The organism is Kurthia massiliensis, from assembly GCF_000285555.1.
Classification (GTDB): domain Bacteria; phylum Bacillota; class Bacilli; order Bacillales_A; family Planococcaceae; genus Kurthia; species Kurthia massiliensis.
Genome location: NZ_HE610997.1, coordinates 642,165 through 658,465 on the forward strand (window position 1 = coordinate 642,165; position 16,301 = coordinate 658,465).

General features: G+C 41.1%; 17 protein-coding genes and 5 tRNA genes. 4 read left to right on the forward strand and 18 right to left on the reverse strand.

The genetic code is table 11. The features are described 5' to 3' along the window. Nucleotides 1–365 precede the first annotated feature (365 nt). The gene (gene pckA / locus KMHG_RS07480) at nucleotides 366–1,952 is read left to right on the forward strand and encodes a phosphoenolpyruvate carboxykinase (ATP) (protein ID WP_010288383.1); all 1,587 of its coding nucleotides are present in this window, start codon (nucleotides 366–368) and stop codon (nucleotides 1,950–1,952) included. Between the two features lie 80 nt (nucleotides 1,953–2,032). Here the strand turns inward: pckA and KMHG_RS07485 are convergent, their stop codons facing one another. The 4 genes from KMHG_RS07485 to KMHG_RS07500 all read right to left on the reverse strand — a co-directional run bounded on the left by KMHG_RS07485 (nucleotide 2,033) and on the right by KMHG_RS07500 (nucleotide 3,995). Continuing rightward, entirely contained in the window at nucleotides 2,033–2,482 is a 450-nt protein-coding gene (locus KMHG_RS07485; RefSeq protein WP_010288384.1) for a hypothetical protein, read from the reverse strand. A gap of 12 nt (nucleotides 2,483–2,494) precedes the next feature. Further along, the gene (locus KMHG_RS07490; RefSeq protein WP_010288385.1) at nucleotides 2,495–3,271 is read right to left on the reverse strand and encodes an alpha/beta hydrolase family protein; all 777 of its coding nucleotides are present in this window, start codon (nucleotides 3,269–3,271) and stop codon (nucleotides 2,495–2,497) included. Next, a complete protein-coding gene (locus KMHG_RS07495; RefSeq protein ID WP_010288386.1) occupies nucleotides 3,249–3,722 on the reverse strand; it encodes an NUDIX hydrolase in 474 nt (157 codons plus the stop codon). The genes KMHG_RS07490 and KMHG_RS07495 overlap by 23 nt, the downstream gene beginning before the upstream one ends. An 87-nt stretch (nucleotides 3,723–3,809) precedes the next feature. Continuing rightward, nucleotides 3,810–3,995: a putative motility protein gene (locus KMHG_RS07500; protein ID WP_010288394.1), complete on the reverse strand. Its 186-nt coding sequence runs from the start codon at nucleotides 3,993–3,995 to the stop codon at nucleotides 3,810–3,812. Nucleotides 3,996–4,090: 95 nt separating this feature from the next. Here KMHG_RS07500 and yidD point away from each other — a divergent pair, with 95 nt between their 5' ends. Together yidD and KMHG_RS07510 are read left to right on the forward strand one after the other, a co-directional pair. After that, nucleotides 4,091–4,324 carry a membrane protein insertion efficiency factor YidD gene (yidD, locus tag KMHG_RS07505; protein ID WP_010288397.1) on the forward strand — a complete coding sequence of 78 codons (234 nt, stop codon included), beginning with the start codon at nucleotides 4,091–4,093 and terminating at the stop codon, nucleotides 4,322–4,324. A 129-nt stretch (nucleotides 4,325–4,453) separates the two neighbouring features. Then, a complete protein-coding gene (locus KMHG_RS07510; RefSeq protein WP_010288399.1) occupies nucleotides 4,454–5,422 on the forward strand; it encodes a metal ABC transporter solute-binding protein, Zn/Mn family in 969 nt (322 codons plus the stop codon). A 36-nt stretch (nucleotides 5,423–5,458) separates the two neighbouring features. On the opposite strand, the gene KMHG_RS07515 is transcribed toward KMHG_RS07510, so the two are convergent. Further along, a complete protein-coding gene (locus KMHG_RS07515; protein WP_010288400.1) occupies nucleotides 5,459–5,788 on the reverse strand; it encodes a GlpM family protein in 330 nt (109 codons plus the stop codon). A 203-nt stretch (nucleotides 5,789–5,991) separates the two neighbouring features. Here KMHG_RS07515 and KMHG_RS07520 point away from each other — a divergent pair, with 203 nt between their 5' ends. Next, nucleotides 5,992–6,876, forward strand: a complete 885-nt coding sequence (locus KMHG_RS07520) for a LysR family transcriptional regulator (RefSeq protein ID WP_238984674.1) — start codon at nucleotides 5,992–5,994, stop codon at nucleotides 6,874–6,876. Nucleotides 6,877–7,018: 142 nt separating this feature from the next. On the opposite strand, the gene KMHG_RS07525 is transcribed toward KMHG_RS07520, so the two are convergent. The 13 genes from KMHG_RS07525 to KMHG_RS07585 all read right to left on the reverse strand — a co-directional run bounded on the left by KMHG_RS07525 (nucleotide 7,019) and on the right by KMHG_RS07585 (nucleotide 16,292). After that, entirely contained in the window at nucleotides 7,019–8,455 is a 1,437-nt protein-coding gene (locus KMHG_RS07525) for an o-succinylbenzoate--CoA ligase (RefSeq protein WP_010288402.1), read from the reverse strand. Nucleotides 8,456–8,546: 91 nt separating this feature from the next. Next, complete coding sequence (menB, locus tag KMHG_RS07530) at nucleotides 8,547–9,365, reverse strand: 1,4-dihydroxy-2-naphthoyl-CoA synthase (RefSeq protein WP_010288403.1); 819 nt, start codon at nucleotides 9,363–9,365, stop codon at nucleotides 8,547–8,549. A gap of 22 nt (nucleotides 9,366–9,387) precedes the next feature. Beyond that, entirely contained in the window at nucleotides 9,388–10,203 is an 816-nt protein-coding gene (gene menH / locus KMHG_RS07535; protein WP_010288404.1) for a 2-succinyl-6-hydroxy-2,4-cyclohexadiene-1-carboxylate synthase, read from the reverse strand. Continuing rightward, on the reverse strand, nucleotides 10,191–11,915 hold the full coding sequence (menD, locus tag KMHG_RS07540) for a 2-succinyl-5-enolpyruvyl-6-hydroxy-3-cyclohexene-1-carboxylic-acid synthase (protein ID WP_010288407.1): 1,725 nt from the start codon (nucleotides 11,913–11,915) through the stop codon (nucleotides 10,191–10,193). Before menD ends, menH begins: the two co-directional genes overlap by 13 nt. Beyond that, nucleotides 11,908–13,293, reverse strand: a complete 1,386-nt coding sequence (locus KMHG_RS07545) for an isochorismate synthase (RefSeq protein ID WP_010288409.1) — start codon at nucleotides 13,291–13,293, stop codon at nucleotides 11,908–11,910. The genes menD and KMHG_RS07545 overlap by 8 nt, the downstream gene beginning before the upstream one ends. A gap of 152 nt (nucleotides 13,294–13,445) precedes the next feature. After that, on the reverse strand, nucleotides 13,446–14,378 hold the full coding sequence (locus KMHG_RS07550) for a dipeptidase (protein WP_010288410.1): 933 nt from the start codon (nucleotides 14,376–14,378) through the stop codon (nucleotides 13,446–13,448). A gap of 105 nt (nucleotides 14,379–14,483) precedes the next feature. Then, nucleotides 14,484–14,981 (reverse strand): TraR/DksA C4-type zinc finger protein, encoded by a 498-nt coding sequence (locus KMHG_RS17480; RefSeq protein ID WP_010288411.1) that lies wholly within the window; start codon nucleotides 14,979–14,981, stop codon nucleotides 14,484–14,486. 52 nt (nucleotides 14,982–15,033) lie between these two features. Beyond that, nucleotides 15,034–15,774 carry a MerR family transcriptional regulator gene (locus tag KMHG_RS07560; RefSeq protein ID WP_010288414.1) on the reverse strand — a complete coding sequence of 247 codons (741 nt, stop codon included), beginning with the start codon at nucleotides 15,772–15,774 and terminating at the stop codon, nucleotides 15,034–15,036. Nucleotides 15,775–15,867: 93 nt separating this feature from the next. Continuing rightward, nucleotides 15,868–15,939: transfer RNA gene (locus KMHG_RS07565), tRNA-Glu, on the reverse strand. A 17-nt stretch (nucleotides 15,940–15,956) separates the two neighbouring features. Then, a tRNA-Ser gene (locus KMHG_RS07570) sits at nucleotides 15,957–16,047 on the reverse strand. A 3-nt stretch (nucleotides 16,048–16,050) separates the two neighbouring features. Further along, nucleotides 16,051–16,127: transfer RNA gene (locus tag KMHG_RS07575), tRNA-Asn, on the reverse strand. Between the two features lie 10 nt (nucleotides 16,128–16,137). After that, nucleotides 16,138–16,214: transfer RNA gene (locus KMHG_RS07580), tRNA-Ile, on the reverse strand. Nucleotides 16,215–16,218: 4 nt separating this feature from the next. Next, nucleotides 16,219–16,292: transfer RNA gene (locus KMHG_RS07585), tRNA-Gly, on the reverse strand. Nucleotides 16,293–16,301 lie beyond the last annotated feature (9 nt).

Consider the following 16,301-nt stretch of genomic DNA (forward strand, 5'->3'; position numbering starts at 1 on the left):
GATGTTCATTATATGACATATACTATCTTTTTGCATGTGAAATTATAGTCATTTTAAATAGTATATATCATATTTTTTATGGATAAGTATAACCTAATAAAATTATTTAATAGCTGTTGTAATACAGTGGACCAAATGACTTATTATTCAAAACTGTTATATATAATAATGCGCATTTCTTCTACTTTAGGACACGTTTTATACGCACTTAACGTTTTTGTCACATTTAAATTAAATTAAAAAAAAATGCAACATTAGTATAGACTAATGTTTTGAATGTGTTATACTATTTCCATAATTACTTAACAACAAGCCAACTTGGCACATAAATAATACACAAATATAAAAAAAGGATGGTACGACAAATGAATTCAGTAGAAACTGCGAATGAATTAGCTGGTCTATTAACTAGCCAAAATATTAAGGAACAATTATCTGTAGCACAATTAGTAGAAAAAGCTACTTCTCGTGGCGAAGCAATTTTAACTGCTGACGGCGCTGTACGTGCACTAACAGGCAAATATACTGGTCGTTCTCCACGCGATAAATTTTTCGTTGAAGAAGAATGCTCTAAAAACAAAATTGACTGGGGTAAAGTAAACCAATCAATTTCATCAGAAGTATTTGATAACCTATATAAAAAAGTCGTTGATTACTTAAAAGCAAAAGATGAAATCTTCGTATTTAAAGGTTTCGCTGGTGCTGATGAAGCGTCACGCTTATCAATTAGTGTCGTTAATGAATATGCTTGGCATAACCTATTTGCTCACCAACTATTCATTCGCCCTTCTGAAGAAGAACTTGCTGAACACGTTGCAGATTTCACAATCGTTTCTGCACCTACGTTTAAAGCAGATCCAGCAGTTGACGGTACAACTTCTGAAACATTCATCATCGTATCTCTTGAAAAGAAAATCGTTTTAATCGGTGGTACTGAATATGCCGGCGAAATGAAAAAATCAATCTTCGGTATTATGAACTATTTATTACCAGAACAAGGTATCTTCCCAATGCACTGCTCAGCAAACGTTGGTGAAGAAGGCGATGTAACATTATTCTTCGGCTTATCTGGTACTGGTAAAACAACTTTATCTGCAGATGCGGACCGTAAATTAATCGGTGATGATGAGCACGGTTGGTCTGACCGAGGCGTCTTCAATATCGAAGGTGGCTGCTACGCAAAAACATTAAACTTATCTGCTGAAAAAGAACCTGAAATCTTTAACGCAATCCAATTCGGTACTGTACTTGAGAACGTTGTTGTAGACGAAGATACACGCATCCCTGATTACGATGATGCACGCTACACACAAAACACTCGTGTTGCATACCCAATTCAAAATATCGATAACATCGTTGATCCATCAGTTGCAGGTCACCCAAAAACAATCATCTTCTTAACTGCAGATGCATTTGGCGTACTACCTCCAATCTCTAAATTAACGAAAGACCAAGCAATGTACCACTTCTTATCAGGTTTCACTTCTAAAATTCCTGGTACAGAACGCGGCGTTGTTGAACCAGAACCAGCATTCTCTACATGCTTCGGTGCGCCATTCATGCCACTTCACGCAACAAAATACGCTGAAATGTTAGGTCAAAAAATTGACGAACACGAAGCAAACGTATTTTTAGTGAACACTGGTTGGTCAGGTGGCCAATATGGCGAAGGTAGCCGTATGAAGTTATCTTACACACGTACAATGGTACGCGCTGCAATCGATGGCAAACTAGACAATGCATTCAAAAAAGAAGATAAATTCTTCGGTCTACAAATCCCAACTGAAATTGAAGGCGTTCCATCAGAAATTTTAGACCCTCGTAACGTTTGGGAAGATAAAGATAAATACGATGCAACTGCAATAAAACTTGCAGGCATGTTCCACGAAAACTTCAAGAAGTTTGGTACTGTCGCTGAAGGTATCATGAAAAATGGTGCGCCTCGCGTCTAATTTCTTGAAGTAAACTTCGATTCATATCAAAAAAAATCATCTAAAAAGGCTAGGATTGCTCCTAGCCTTTTTTCTATGCGCTAATCATCGGTTTCATCAGGTACGAACGTGACATGTGTATCGTGACGCTCGAAAAACTCTATGAGTGCTTCTGCATCTCCACGCGTTACGTGATTAAATGATAGCTCTTTTCCATAGTTATGAATTTCAATACCTTCTCGATTTTGTGCATCGTGTAAAAAGATGTTAAACCATTTTAAACGGTAACCGTCTGCAGCATCGTCGGTAAAATAAGCACGTGTTGTTTCATTTAATGGGATTGTCGCTTCTACGACTAATCCTTCTGGACGCACGCGATTAGTTAGTGCTTTTAATTCAGCAATAACCTTTTCTTCTTCTTTCCAACATTGCACGATTGCTTTCGTATAATTATCGGTAAAATACGTCCATAAATGGTGCCAATACCAATAATTATCGTTAAATGTTTCAGTACGTGCCGCTTCTGCTAACTGTACGTTTACATATCCCATATACCTTCCCCCTTATTGTGCTTGCATCCAACGGCAAGCTTTTTGCACCGTCATTTGATTCGCATCAATTGGAAAATAGTGCGTATATTGTGGCTCATATATCGTGGCATAACATTTTTGATGCATCGATAATGCATTTTCTAATCGCGTTGCATGTTCAATCGATACATTGTCGTCTTGTAAACCGTGAATGATCAATACAGGACATGTGATACGCGCAATTTCAAATAGTGGTGTTCGTGCATCATACGCTTCAGGTACTTTTGTTGGCGAACCACCGATAACACGTTTTAACATACGGCGCATATCAACTCGTTCCTCGTATGTAAGCTTCATATCTGACACGCCACCCCATGTGACGACTGAAGTGATATCATCTCGCAAAATTGCTGTCCATAACGCCATAATACCGCCGCGTGAAAAAGCGAATGCATGTGTACGACCGTTCGAAAACTGTTGCAATACCGTTACCCCATGAACAGCATCATAGCGGTCAATGCCGCCAAATTCATCACGTCCACCACCGCCACGATTTCCTCGATAGTACGGTGCAAAAACGACAAATCCTTCCGAAGCAAATTGAGCGATACGTGCAGGACGTACCATGCCGACGCCTTGTATGCCTCCGCGTAAATATAAAATACCGTCATATGTGCCTTCAGCGACTGGCATCGCTAACATCCCTTTGACAAGTGTTTGCTCAGACCAATAACTAATCTCTGTTAGCGTAACGATTGGATTTGGCGATGGATAGGGGCGCATCGACTCAATAGCGCCATTTATCTTCAAGCTCACTCACCTTCTCTAATATTTTTTTCATACCAGCGTCGCGCATATGAAAACTTAATGTCTCGCAATGTAACAATTCATCATCTGTCATCCATACTGCCCCTTCTGTTTCATGTAATGGATAATTTAAATCTAGTGATGTAACGTTAGCGATATAAACAGCTTTCCCGAAAGGTTTTTCATCTTGAACGACGTATGTTGCAAGCCATTTGACATCGTCAATATGCGCACCCGTCTCTTCGTACACTTCCCGTTTTGCGGCATCTATTAACGTCTCTTCCGCTTCTTGTTTCCCACCTGGAAATTCATACCCTCGCTCTGGATGTTTCGTTAATAACCATCTTCCTTGCTGTTTAGCCAACACAAGTACGTGTGTCGGCGTAAAATGGAAAGCATCTTTCTTAAAAGAAAGATCTACTCCGTAACCATTCAAATCTGTATAGGAAAACATGTTCCTCACTCCTTCTTACTGACAGTTTACCAAAATAGCGTCATATAAAAAACGGACGAATGCACGATTCGTCCGTTTCAGTCCTCATTAAATTGAAATATCGATACGTTGACCGACATTTGGATCTAGTGATTGTGGTTGTGGTTGTGGCATTTGTTCCATTAAATGAGTGACAGCTGTCGTTTCCATGTTCATCGCTTGTTGCATGACGCTCATTTGAACGGTTTGTTGTAATTCTAATAGCTGACTTGACATAATTGCATTAATATCCATTTTTTCACCCCCGCTTTATATCGACACGTCTGCAATGATTTTCTAGCTTACTTTCGTTATACTAAAGATAAACTCATGTAGAAAGAAGACGAACGATGAAAAAAGTTGTAATTCGTTTATTTAGATTTTATCAAAAAGTCATTTCGCCACTATCGCCACCGAGTTGTCGCTTCCACCCGACATGTTCGAATTATGGCATTGAAGCTGTTGAGCGTTACGGCGCAATCAAAGGCGGTTATTTGACGATTAAACGCATTTTACGCTGTCAGCCACTTTGTAAAGGCGGCTATGACCCTGTTCCATTAGAATGGCCATCGAAAAAGAAATAATTCGATGGCTTTTTCTTTTTGCCTCTTGCCAAATCGTAATGAGTACGATATAGTTATTTTTGTAATTTAAATACAAATCGTAATTATTACTATTTAAATATTCAAACAATATACGTCGAGGTGACAACTATGAAAAAATATCTCTCATTCATCGCGCTCGTCCTTACTGCAATTGTCCTTGCAGCATGTGGAAGTAACGATGATGACTCTAAAACAGACTCAGGCAAATTAAATGTTTATACAACGGTTTATCCACTTCAATACTTTACAGAACAAATCGGTGGCGAACACGTCACAGCATCATCTATTTATCCAGCAGGTTCAAATGAGCATACGTTCGAACCGACACAACAAGATATGATGAAACTTGCAGATAGTGATTTATTTTTCTACGTAGGTCTTGGTCTTGAAGGCTTCGTTGAAAATGCGAAAAAAACGTTAGCAAATGAAAACACAACATTAATCGAAACAACAGCGAATGTTGACCACGAAAAATTCGACGTTTCAACATCTACACACGATGAGCATGAACACGACCACGATGCAACACACGAAGATGACGGTCACAACCATGGCGACATCGACCCACACGTTTGGTTATCACCAGTCATTAGCCAAGATTTAGCGCTTGAAATTAAAAATGCATTAGTGAAAAAAGATCCAGACAACAAAGCAGATTATGAGAAAAACTATGACGCACTTGTAGAAAAACTACAAAACGTTGATGCAGCTTATAAAGCGATGGCAAAAGCTGCGAAAAACAAAGAATTTTACGTATCACATGCAGCGTTCGGTTATATCGCGGGTGAATACGGTTTAACACAAACAGCCGTTGCAGGTTTAAATTCGCAAGATGAACCATCTCAAAAAGAATTAACACAAATCGTTGCACAAGCGAAAAAAGACAACATTCAATACATTTTATTCGAACAAAACGTATCGTCTAAATTAACAGCTGTCATTCAAAACGATATCGGTGCGAAAAACTTAACAGTTCATAACTTAAGTGTCTTAACGAAAGAAGATATCGCGGCTAAACGTGATTACTTCTCGATCATGGAAGATAACTTAAACGTCTTTAAACAAGCATTACAATAAACGAAAAAGAGGTATCCGCCGTGGATACCTCTTTTTTTATGCAAACATCGCTTTTGACACGACCATATAAAGCGCATAAATACCGACGCCAATGAATACTGCGTATGCAGGCTTCATAAAACCTGAGCAGTAATAAATTATGACCATGAGCACAATCATGCCAATCGCGCCGATAATGCCGTTGCGCTGCGTTGCATGAAATGTTTCTTGCGACATATTATGTACTTGTAAATTTAAGTTCATCAACGTCAAAATTGGCAACAACGTAATGACACCCGATAAAAAGATATATTTAGACTGGCTGAGATAGGCCGCTAATAACATGACCGTACCACCGATAAAAAATTGTAATACATACCCTAACAAAACGATATTCCCCCGATTTGCGCTATAATTTTTTTGCACTAAAGCGCTGTTTCATTTCTTAATTTACTGTAACGTGCCCTTTGTTCCCAATGCGGAAAAACATAGTCGAAATATTGCTTGATTCATTTTGATTGTAGTGATAATTTTAATATCAGTAAATTGAATTTATTCAATGCTATCTATATAAAAATCTTATAAGTAAGGTGAACCCTTTGAGCATACTAAAATTAAAAGCTTATATTGCAGCTGTTAAATACGGTAGTTTAACACGTGCCGCTGAAGCACTCGATTACACACAGCCTAGCATTAGCCATATGATCCACAGCCTAGAACAAGATTACGGTTTCGCACTACTCATCCGCAGTAAAAATGGTGTACAGCCAACCGATAACGGATCACAACTCCTTCCGATTATGGAAGATATCGTCGTACGCTACGAACATTTATCAGAAGCCGTTTATGCGATTCACGGACTAGATGTTGGTACCGTGCGCATCGGTGCTTATGCATCTGTTTGTGTCCATTGGATGCCAGAAGTATTGAAATTATTCCATGAAAAATATCCGAAAATCGCTATTCAATTGTTTGAAGGTAATTCACGTGAAATTCATGAATGGTTAGACGGAGGCAATATCGACTTTGCAATCGGTACGATTCAACCGACAGACGATTATCATTTCTTACCGTTAAAAGATGACCGTATGTTAGCAATCTTACCGAAAGACCATGCGTTAACGCAGCTTGAACACGTCGACATTGAAACGTTTGAAAAAGAACCTTGTATTATGCCATATGACGATACGCATAAAGATGCGCAAGCAATTTTCAAAGCTGCGCGCGTACACCCGAATGTCACATATCAAATTCGCGGTGACGAAGCGATTATCGCAATGGTGAAAAAAGGACTTGGTATTACGTTATTATCTGAGTTGCTCGTTGAAGACCACCGTAACGATATCGAATGTCGTCCAATTAGCGATGAATGCGTTCGTACGATTGGCGTCGCATCTAAAACAGAAATTAAAAGTTTATCACCCGCTTCACGTACATTCATTCCATTTTTACAAAATTGGATTCAAAATAACTAATGAAAAAGAGGCTGGGACAAAACGTTTCATTTTCCTTTTTTAGCGTTCGCAACAAAAAACCGGAACCGCGCCACAGCGCGATTCCGGTTTTTTCATGCTCATTTGAGAGGGTGTTTTTCCACTTATGTCCCAGCCTCCTTTTTTATAGCAATTCGTGTAGTTTTCGACGCATTAATTTGTTAGAACCGTTGCGCGGTAACGTGTCGACGAAATGAAATACTTTCGGTACTTTATAGCGCGCTAACCGTTCTGCACAATACGCCTCTAACGCTTTACAAGCTGCTCGGTCTTTCGCAACGATAAAGGCAGCTGGTACTTGTCCCCATTCAGTAGAGTCGATGCCACAAACACCGACTTCTTTTACCGCTGGATGACTTGCGAGTACGTTCTCAATTTCAGCCGGATAAATGTTTTCACCGCCTGAAATAATTAAGTCTGAGCGACGGTCAACGACGTATAAATATCCTTCTGCGTCGATATAGCCGACATCGCCACTATGAAGCCAGCCATCTACCGTCGATGCTTTGTCGTTGAATCGCCCAACATATCCAGGTGTGACGTGTGTTCCTTTAATGCAAATTTCTCCGATATCACCAGGCTTTTGGGCGCCATCAATGCGGATTTGATTAAAGAACAACGGTTTCCCAGCCGCACCTAATTTACGCAATGCATCACGTGGTGAAAGCGTCGCTGTTTGCGAAGACGTTTCTGTCATGCCATACGTCTGTGCTACTTGTACGCCACGTGCAAATGCGCGTTTTAAATAACTTTCAGGAATCGCTCCACCACCAGCGAGCATCATTTGGAATTTTGGTGAGGCAACCGCATCTCGTTGTTCCATTTCTGTCATCAGTCTTTCTAATGTGACCGCTACGACAGACATGTGTGATACCGTCCCTTCAATAATTGCATCAGCAACTCGCTCAACATCAAACTTCGTATATAAATCGAGACGTACACCGTGCATCAAACATTTCACGAGCATCGAAAAACCACTAATGTGGAATAACGGCATCGTACATAGCCATGCATCGTCTGGACGTAACCCTGTATTGTAAAGCGATGATGTGGCAACCGATACGTGATTGCCGACCGTTTGACGTACCCCTTTTGGGAAACCCGTCGTACCAGACGTATACATAATTGTCATCGTCGCATCGTCTTCCCACGTTTCTGCAAACGTACAATGCGTACGTGCTTGTGCGATGACCGTTGAAAATGAATAAACAGCGGCCGTTGTTTTTGGTAAACGGTCTATTAGTGTATCTTCTGCAATAATGGCGCCTACGTCTGCATCATCAATTTGATACGCCAATTCATACGTTGATAATCGTAAGTTCAGTAAAACCATCTCACATTGCAATTGCATACACGCCAGCATCATATGAATAATATCGGACGTACTCGTCGCATAAATCGCTACACGATCGTGTGGACGAATACCTAATGTGTAAAGCTGTTCAGCACGTGTAATCGATAATTCATGTAGTTGCTCAAACGTCCATTGCTGTTGTTCGAAACGAAGCGCGACGTCATGAGGCGAAAGCATCGCGCGTTGGGTAATCCAATTTGGTACCACATTGTCACCTTCTCTTTTTATTTTCAGTAACATATTTTAGCACAAAAAAACCGCATACGTCGGTTTGACGTACGCGGCAACCATCTCCCTATTATGGGAAACGTGGGAATTGACCGAAGTCTGGTGTGCGTTTTTCTTTGAAAGCGTCACGACCTTCTTTCGCTTCATCAGTTGTGTAGTAAAGAAGTGTTGCGTCACCAGCAAGTTGTTGGATACCAGCAAGACCGTCAGAATCAGCATTGAATGCACCTTTAAGCATACGAAGTGCCATTGGTGATAATGTAAGGATTTCCTCACACCATTTTACTGTTTCGTCTTCTAATTGTTCGTAAGGAACAACTGTGTTTACTAAGCCCATATCTAGTGCTTGTTGTGCGTCGTATTGACGGCATAAGAACCAGATTTCACGTGCTTTTTTATGACCAACGATACGTGCTAAGTAGCCTGCACCGTAACCACCATCAAATGAACCTACGCGAGGACCAGTTTGACCGAAGCGTGCGTTATCTGCAGCGATTGTTAAGTCACATACGATGTGTAATACGTGTCCGCCACCGATTGCGTAACCAGCTACCATTGCGATAACAGGTTTTGGTGTTTTACGGATTAATGTTTGTAAATCAAGTACGTTTAGACGAGGAATATTGTCTTCACCTACGTAACCACCGTTACCACGTACTTTTTGGTCACCACCAGAACAGAATGCTTTTTCGCCTTCACCTGTTAAGATGATTACACCGATTTTAGAATCGTCACGAGCACGAGTAAATGCGTCGATCATTTCCGCAGTTGTTTTTGGACGGAATGCATTACGTACTTCAGGACGGTTAATTGTAATTTTTGCGATGCCGTTGTAAGATTCATATTTGATATCTTCATAGACATGTTCAGTTACCCATTCACGAGTCATTGAATTAGTCCTCCTAGTTATGTTAAATTTCTTTCAATACTATTGTAACAAAAAGTTCAGGATTTTCCACATGAATTGCATGACCACAGCTTTTTGCGACATGGTGCGAGCATTTTTGTAAATATTCTTGCATATCGCATGCTTTTTGATGGAATTTTACGTCTAGCTCACCTGTAATCAAACTAACAGGACGTTCAAATGTTGCTAAATCATCCCAGTAAGATTGTTGTGCACCAGTGCCCATTCCTTTTAAACTGTTCGCAAGTCCTACTGCTTTTTGTGCAAGACGTTCAGCGCGCACAGCAGCTTGTGCTTCGGCTGAAAGTGCCTTTTGTGTCGCAAATAGCGGAATGTCTTGCCAAAAATCTGTAAACGCTTCAACACCTTCGTGTAAAATGCGGTCCGCGAGTTTTTCATCATTTGCACGACGACTCGCGCGTTCTTCTGCTGTTTTCAATCCTGGAGAAGCGCTTTCTAATATTAGTTTTTCGATACGTTCAGGATATTTCATCGCATAGGCCATCGCTGTACGGCCACCCATTGAATAACCGAGTAATGTAAACGATGTCACATTGCGGTCCGCAAAAAATGATTCAAGCATATCTACTTGCGCATCCATCGTATACGGTTCAAGTTGTTTCGGACTCGCTGTATAACCATGTCCAATTAAATCAATCGCGAAGACGCGAATATCGTCACTTAAACGTTCAATAACTGAATGCCACGTTTTCGTACTACCGGTAAAGCCATGTAATAATACGAGCGTTTTCGTTGCACGTGGATGAAATACTTCATAGTGCATATCGAATCCATTGATGGTCGTCATTACGCTTGCCATAAAGTATCAAGCTCCTTATTAATGTTTTGCCAAAGTTTGCGGTGTGTCGTAATGTTGTCCGCACGATTTGTCATCACTTCAACAATACGAATTGCTTTTTGCTTCGGTGTTTGTAAAACATTGACTAACTCATCTTTCGTCGTCACTTTTGCATAGTCGGCATCATACATAGCTGCTAAATGTTCAAAACCGAGCGCAGTCGGTGTACCGAACAATTCCTCATAATGTGCTTCAACACTTGCTTGTGGTAAATAAGAGAAAATACCACCGCCATCATTGTTCATGACAATGATCGTTAAGTCACTTTGTTGATAACGACTAGCAATTAAACCGTTCGTATCGTGTAAAAACGATAAATCCCCAATTAATAAATACGTATCGCGCTTAGAAGCATATTGTAAACCGAACGCCGTTGACACAACGCCATCGATACCGTTCGTACCGCGATTACAGAAAATGCGAATATCACGATCTGTTTTATTGAAAAACGTATCGACATCTCGAATTGGCATACTGCTTCCGGCAATTAAATCACTATGGTTCGGTAAATGATTAAATAGCACACCTGCAAGTGCACCTTCATCGGTTTGTTGTTCGATATAAGCGTCGGTATGTTTCGTTGCAATGTCATTCGCACGTTGCCATTGTTCAACGTATGTTGTTTGCGCTGTTGTTGCAGTTACAACGAGCGACGTCAACCATTGTCCGACCGCCGCTTCAATATGCGTTGTTGCTACGTGTAATGAATCACGGAATTTTGGATCTTCGTCAATGACGATATAGTGCATCGGTTTGACCGCTGTTAAAAACTTCATTAACGGTTTAGATACCGGTTGCGCGCCGAAACGAACGACCGTTTGAGGTGTCATATGCGCCATAAACGTATCATTTTTTAAAATTGCATCATATTGGTCAATCACGTATTGTGCACAATCTGCCGGTACATTCGTACGCATATGCGATAAACTTTCGACAAGTACTGGCCATCTTACAGCACGTACGAATTGCCATAACGCATCGATATCGGTATTTTGTGCTGTTTCACCGATGATGATAAAACCGCGTTCAGTCTCATTCATCGTCTCCGTTAAAAAGGCAAGTGCAGATTGTGACGGACGTACTTCTGCACCGAAATGACGTTGGAATGTACGCGCCGGTAATTGCTCTTTAAAATCAATTAAAAGTGGCTCACGGAATGGCACGTTTAGTTGTACTGGTCCAAATGGCGCTTGTGTAGCAACCGCTACGGCACGTGCGATATGACGTTCTACAAATGGTAATGTCTCAGCCGTTTCTTCCGGAATCGGTAAATCAATCGCCCATTTCACATGATGTCCGTAAAGATTCGCTTGTGCAATTGCTTGCGGTGCGCCGACTTCACGTAGTTCGTGTGGACGGTCTGCCGTTAAAACGATTAGCGGTAGACGTGCATAATATGCTTCAACGATTGCTGGGAAATAGTTCGCAGCAGCCGTTCCCGACGTACAAACGAGCACGACAGGTTCTGCACTTTCTTTCGCAAGACCGAGCGCTAAAAACGCTGCGGAACGTTCATCTACGTGACGGTACATCTCAAATTCTTTCGTTGACGCAAAACCGTATGCGAGTGGTGTTGAACGTGAACCTGGGCTCACGACGACTTTTTTAACGCCGGCTGCATATAACGTTGCAACGATGTTGTACACGTACTCCGTTAATGATTGTTTACTCATGTAAATGACCTCCAAAGGCACGTAACATCGGACGGAATTTTACGAGTGTCTCTTCATATTCACTTTGCGGCTTGGAATCTGCAACGATGCCACCGCCTGCATATAAATACGCTTTATTATCATGCACAAGTGCTGAACGAATCGCTACCGCAAATTCGCCGTCACCTTCTGCATTTATCCAACCAATTGGTGCTGCATAGACGCCACGGTCAGTCGGTTCGTATTCACGAATGACGTCCATTGCACGTTCACGAGGCGCGCCGCCAAGTGCTGGTGTTGGGTGTAAATTTTTCACCATACGTAAAATGCTCGCATCTTCTTTTAGCTGACCTTCTACTGGTGTAAATAAATGTTGAATATCACGAATTTTTAAAAGTTGTGGTCCGTTCGGTAATGTATATGTCGCACAATTTTCTTCAAATGACTGACGGATCATATCGACAACGTATTGGTGTTCTTGTAAGTTTTTCGCATCGTTTAATAACTCAGCACCATATGCATCGTCTTGTTCTTTCGTCGTACCACGTTTAATAGAACCTGCCACACAAGATGAATACGCATCGTTATCTTTTACCATGACAAGTCGTTCTGGTGAGGCACCGAAGAAGAAATCATTGCCACTTTCAAAGACGAATAAATAACTTTCTGGTTGTTCTGCTGTAATTTGTGCCAGCATCATATCAGACGTTACTTTACCATCGAAATCAAGCGCAAGTGAACGTGCAATAACGACTTTATCTGCCTCATTTGCTCTAATAAGCGATGTCACTTTTTCAATAGACTGTAAATATGCCGCTTTATGACGTTCTGTCGTTGCCGTAATGTGTGGACGTGCGTGTACAACGACCCCGTTTACTTGTGCGCTGTGTAAAATGTCATCACGTTCGCTACGAAGCTGTTGTTTTTGCGCTTCAGTAATCGGTGACTCACTTACGTAAAATGTGCTGACGAACGTTTGCTCATTGCGAATGACAAGTTGATGCGTTGCAAGAGCAAAATACGCCTCTGGGAAACGCGTCCATTCTTCAGCCGTTACTTTTTTCGGATCAAATGTATAGCTACCGAATAAAATCGGTTGTTGTTCATGTTCTGAAATTGGTGCGTTTTGTAATAAATGCTGCCATGCTGCTTCAACCTGTGCATAGCGGCTGTCATGGGCATCACTCGTTAACGTATAAGCGTGACCAAGACCAACTAATGTAAATGTTTTTTCACGATTTTGCCAGAAGAATCGTTTTCCTTGAAGCTTCGTAGCACCCGCCTCATAAAAAGCGCGCGGTGAAATACTATCCATTTTCATCGTATCGATGTAGACGTATAGCTCCTTCGCCTGCTCTATATGATGGTCGCCGTTTGTAATCGACAACTGTTGATTCATACAAATTCCCTCCGTCAATAGATTGCTCGTACGAAATCTATTCGTAAAACTAAATTATCCTTATCTATCATACAACTTTACATACATTTCGGCACATATTTGCCCTTAATGCCAATAAAAAAGACGCTTCTGATGAGCGCCCTGTAAAATCGTTACAACGCTTGTATATATTGCTCGAAATTTTGATAGGCAATGCCTTCAATTTCAGCTTCTGTGAAATGTGAACGTAGTGCTTGCAATAAATTCTGTACGTCTCCTGCATCATGTAATTGATTCACTGTCCAAAAGATGCCATCAAAGTCAGAACCTAAGCCAAGATGTTCGACACCAACGAGTGATGCAAAATGTTGAAAATGCTTTACGAAATCTGCAAGTTCAACCCCTTCTTCACGATGCGCTTCAATAAATGGTGGATTGTACACAAGATGAATATGCCCACCATGCGCTACAAGGGCCCTCGCTTGTTCATCTGTTAAATTGCGCACATGGTCACAAAGTGCGCGTGCGTTAGAATGACTCGCAATGATATGCTTTGCGAGTGGCAATACGTCCCAAAAACTTTGTTCATTTAAATGCGATACGTCAATAATAATATCGCGTTCATTTAATAATGAAATGACTTCGCGCCCGAAAGGTTTCAGTCCTTTTTGAGGATCTTCTGTTGCGCCGTATGCAACAGCATTTTCATGATTCCATGTAAGTCCGACGAGTTTCACACCAGCGTTTAAAATATGTTGTAGTTTAACGATGCTGTCACCGATTGCATCACAGCCTTCTAAACTTAAAATCGCGCCGATTTCTCCACGTTTTAACGTTGCTAGTTGCTGCCAGTCTGTAATATGGACCATTTCTGGTTGCGCAAGCACTTGTGCGTGAAACAGTTCAATTTGACGCAACACTTCCATGTAACGTTCATTTTCCGGAATCGTATCTTCAATAAATATCGCGAATATTTGCGCCTTTACATGTCCTTTTTTTAATTGAACGAGCCCTGCTTGAAGCGACGCATCCATTTGAAAATTTGTTGGTTCTTCGCGTGACGATAACTGATATAAAACGTCACAATGTAAATCGATTACTTGCATCGTGCAACCCTTCTTCCATAACTTGTTCAAAATACTGTACATTTTATTATAACAAAAGAACAATTGACGAAAAAGAGGAACTGCATGTCGCAGTTCCTCTCATCATTATTGATCAGACGGTGAATCTGAGCTACCATCTTCCAATGATTCTTCTAAGCTATCTTCCCCGCCAGCGCGCCCTTGCACACCTTTTAGCGGCTTATCAGCATTCATACGTAGTAAATCTTCTTCGACAGGACGCGCTTGTTGTTCTGACGCTAATTGTTGTGCATGTTCAATACACGTATCAGCGGACGGTAGCGCTTCTAAACGTTCAAAAGGAATCTCGTTACCACAAATCACACACGTTCCATATGTCCCCTTCTCTATACGTCGTAACGCCTCTTGAATTGCATGTAATTCTTCTTCTCGTTCATTATCAATCGCTAGTTCCATCGTTTGATCAGTTAACTCTGTCGCATGATCCGCAGGGTGATTAGACACTTCCGAATCAGTTTGATCAGCAAATGTTTGTGTTGTATCTTGATTAAGATGCGTTTCAATACGTTGTTTTTCTGTTTGTAATGCCTCTTTTAATGTATGAAGTTGTGTAGTTGATAACATGTATATCCCCCCTGATTGTTTGATATACTATTCCCTTTCTGCCTCGCCCTAATCATACATAACGTTGAATTGCTTCATAAAGAAACTGCGCCAGCCCTTCACCATGTTGATCGTAATAGTGGCGAAAACGTTCGTCTGCAATATACATTTCAGCTAACCCTTTGTGCGCAGTCGCATCGTATGTTGGCCACGTATAACAAATCCATTGCTTATGCAAGTGTACAAGTTGCTTAGCTTCATCACTTTCTAAGCCATATTTGTTGGCAACTTTTAATTGTGCGATAATTCGTTGCGATAGACGTTGCATCTCATCATAAGTCGCTTCATTTTGAGAAAGACGTTTTTCATACGCTCGGTTGATGACGTCATCACCGTACTGCTCGCGAAGTTCCTGTCCATACTGTAACTCGTTTTCTGCTAGTTGTCGTTGTTTAAATCCTTCAAAGCGCTGAGCATTTGTCATCGTTTCTCCTCCTAGATATTTCAATGTTCTCGTAATATTTCTTTGTAATGCTGCTAATTGTTGTTGCTGTTTTGCAATATGTTGCGCCTGTTGCTCCAGTAGAGTTTTAAAATGTTGATCATCCGCTAAAAGACGCTTAATATCTTCCAATTTAAATTCGAACGTACGATAGAACAAAATTTTTTGTAAACGTTCAACGGCTTCTTGATCATATTGTCGATAACCACTAGTTGTATAAGCTGTCGGTTTTAATAAATCAATTTGATCATAATAACGAAGTGTTCTCGTCGTCACATTGGCAAGCTTTGCTAATTGATGTACTGTATACATTTCTTTCACCTCTCTCTTAGCATAAACTGTGACGTAACGTTAAACACAACAAAAAAACCTGAAGAATTTATTCTTCAGGTTTCTAAATATGTATGACCCCTACGGGATTCGAACCCGTGTTACCGCCGTGAAAGGGCGGTGTCTTAACCGCTTGACCAAGGGGCCGACTTCAATAAAACAAATGGTGGAGTAGAGAGGATTTGAACCTCCGCGCCGGTTACCCGACCTACACCCTTAGCAGGGGCGCCTCTTCAGCCTCTTGAGTACTACTCCATATGGCTCCGTTGGCAGGACTCGAACCTGCGACCCTCTGATTAACAGTCAGATGCTGCTACCAACTGAGCTACAACGGAATAATATAAATGGTGGGCCTAAATGGACTCGAACCATCGACCTCACGCTTATCAGGCGTGCGCTCTAACCAGCTGAGCTATAGGCCCTTAATGGAGCGGGTGAGGAGAATCGAACTCCCGACAACAGCTTGGAAGGCTGTGGTTTTACCACTAAACTACACCCGCATAAATGGT

Coding starts and splice junctions, on each gene's coding strand:
- menB (WP_010288403.1), bottom strand. CDS start 9,365: ATGACTCGTGAATGGGTAACTGAACATGTCTATGAAGATATCAAATAT.
- yidD (WP_010288397.1), top strand. CDS start 4,091: ATGAAAAAAGTTGTAATTCGTTTATTTAGATTTTATCAAAAAGTCATT.
- menD (WP_010288407.1), bottom strand. CDS start 11,915: ATGAGTAAACAATCATTAACGGAGTACGTGTACAACATCGTTGCAACG.
- KMHG_RS07545 (WP_010288409.1), bottom strand. CDS start 13,293: ATGAATCAACAGTTGTCGATTACAAACGGCGACCATCATATAGAGCAG.
- KMHG_RS17480 (WP_010288411.1), bottom strand. CDS start 14,981: ATGTTATCAACTACACAACTTCATACATTAAAAGAGGCATTACAAACA.
- KMHG_RS07485 (WP_010288384.1), bottom strand. CDS start 2,482: ATGGGATATGTAAACGTACAGTTAGCAGAAGCGGCACGTACTGAAACA.
- pckA (WP_010288383.1), top strand. CDS start 366: ATGAATTCAGTAGAAACTGCGAATGAATTAGCTGGTCTATTAACTAGC.
- KMHG_RS07550 (WP_010288410.1), bottom strand. CDS start 14,378: ATGCAAGTAATCGATTTACATTGTGACGTTTTATATCAGTTATCGTCA.
- KMHG_RS07510 (WP_010288399.1), top strand. CDS start 4,454: ATGAAAAAATATCTCTCATTCATCGCGCTCGTCCTTACTGCAATTGTC.
- KMHG_RS07500 (WP_010288394.1), bottom strand. CDS start 3,995: ATGGATATTAATGCAATTATGTCAAGTCAGCTATTAGAATTACAACAA.
- menH (WP_010288404.1), bottom strand. CDS start 10,203: ATGGCAAGCGTAATGACGACCATCAATGGATTCGATATGCACTATGAA.
- KMHG_RS07495 (WP_010288386.1), bottom strand. CDS start 3,722: ATGTTTTCCTATACAGATTTGAATGGTTACGGAGTAGATCTTTCTTTT.
- KMHG_RS07560 (WP_010288414.1), bottom strand. CDS start 15,774: ATGTATACAGTACATCAATTAGCAAAGCTTGCCAATGTGACGACGAGA.